Origin of the sequence: Clostridium thailandense (assembly GCF_019207025.1) — a bacterium.
GTDB lineage: Bacteria > Bacillota > Clostridia > Clostridiales > Clostridiaceae > Clostridium_AM > Clostridium_AM thailandense.
In genome coordinates this window covers 1-1598 of sequence record NZ_JAEEGC010000220.1, presented here as the reverse complement: position 1 = coordinate 1598, position 1598 = coordinate 1, and the positions used below count along the sequence as shown (strand labels likewise).

1 protein-coding gene is annotated in these 1598 nt (G+C 37.6%); it reads right to left on the bottom strand.

All coding sequences use genetic code 11. From position 1 onward, the window contains the following. On the bottom strand, window positions 1–1598 hold a 1598-nt coding region (locus I6U48_RS28760), incomplete at both ends, for a 2-oxoacid:acceptor oxidoreductase family protein (RefSeq protein WP_218323948.1).

The window sequence follows — 1598 nt, the reverse complement described above, 5'->3', positions numbered from 1 at the left end:
ACATAACCATAGCTCATAGCCATCATTCCAAGGTCTTTCTTCTTAGTGTTCTTACCACTAGCTGCGAATTTAGCTATAGCAGCTGTTGGTGTTGCTTTTGAAGATTGTCCACCTGTATTTGAGTAAACTTCTGTATCAAATACAAATACATTTACGTCTTCGCCTGATGCTAGAACATGATCTAATCCACCGTATCCGATGTCATAAGCCCATCCGTCTCCACCAAACATCCAGTGTGATCTCTTAACTAAGAAATCCTTGTTGTCATATATTTCTTTTACTAGACTGCAGTCACTATTTGCAGCTTCGATTGCAGCTATTACTTTATCTGCTCTTTCTCTTGAACCTTCTCCAAGATCTATGTTATCTAACCATTCTTGAAGGGCTGCTTTTAATTCTGCGCTTGCATTTCCTGCTAATACTTCTTTTGCATTCATAGCTAATTTATCTCTTAATTGTTCAACTCCAAGGAACATTCCAAGTCCAAATTGAGCATTATCTTCAAATAATGAGTTTGCCCATGATGGTCCATGTCCTCTGTGGTTAACTGTATATGGAGTTGCTGGTGCTGATGCTCCCCAGATTGATGAACATCCAGTAGCATTAGCTATCATCATTCTGTCACCAAATAATTGAGTTACAACTTTAGCATATGAAGTTTCCATACAACCTGCACATGATCCTGAGAACTCAAGTAAAGGCTTCTCAAATTGGCTTCCTTTTACATTGAATTTGTTCATTGGATTTGCTTTTGGTGATACTGTCATAGCATAATCCCATGCAGCAGTCTTATCTAATTGAGTATCAAGCGGCTTCATAATTAAAGCTTTTTCCTTAGCTGGACAGATGTCAGCACAGTTTCCGCATCCTAAACAATCAAGTGGTGATACAGCCATATGGAATTTAAATCCTTTTGCTCCAGCGGCATCCTTAAATTGTAATCCAGCTGGTGCTTTAGCTGCTTCTTCTTCAGTTAAAAGTACTGGTCTTATTGCAGCATGTGGACATACGAATGAACATTGGTTACATTGTATACACTTGTCCATTTCCCATTCTGGAACAGCTACTGCAGTTCCTCTCTTTTCATAAGCAGAAGTTCCTTGTGGGAATGTACCATCTTCCATTCCTAAGAATGCACTTACAGGAAGACTGTCTCCTTCTTGTCTGTTCATAGGGATAACTATGTTCTTTATGAATTCTGGAATTTCAGTAGTTGCTGCTGCTTCTTCTACAATACTTGCCCAAGCAGCTGGAACTTCTATTTTAACTATTGATTCAACACCCTTATCGATAGCAGCGTTGTTCATATCAACAACTTTTTGTCCCTTCTTACCATATGAAGTTACAACTGCATCTTTTAAGTATTTAATAGCATCTTCAACTGGAATAACGTTAGCAATCTTGAAGAATGCTGATTGCATTATCATGTTGATTCTTCCGCCAAGTCCTATCTCTTGAGCTATTTTAACAGCATTTAGAGTATAGAATTCAATATTATTTTCAGCTATAAATTTCTTATATGAAGCTGGTAAATTTGCTTCTACTTCTTCTGGAGTCCAGATAGTATTTAATAAGAATTTACCGCCTTTTTTCAATCC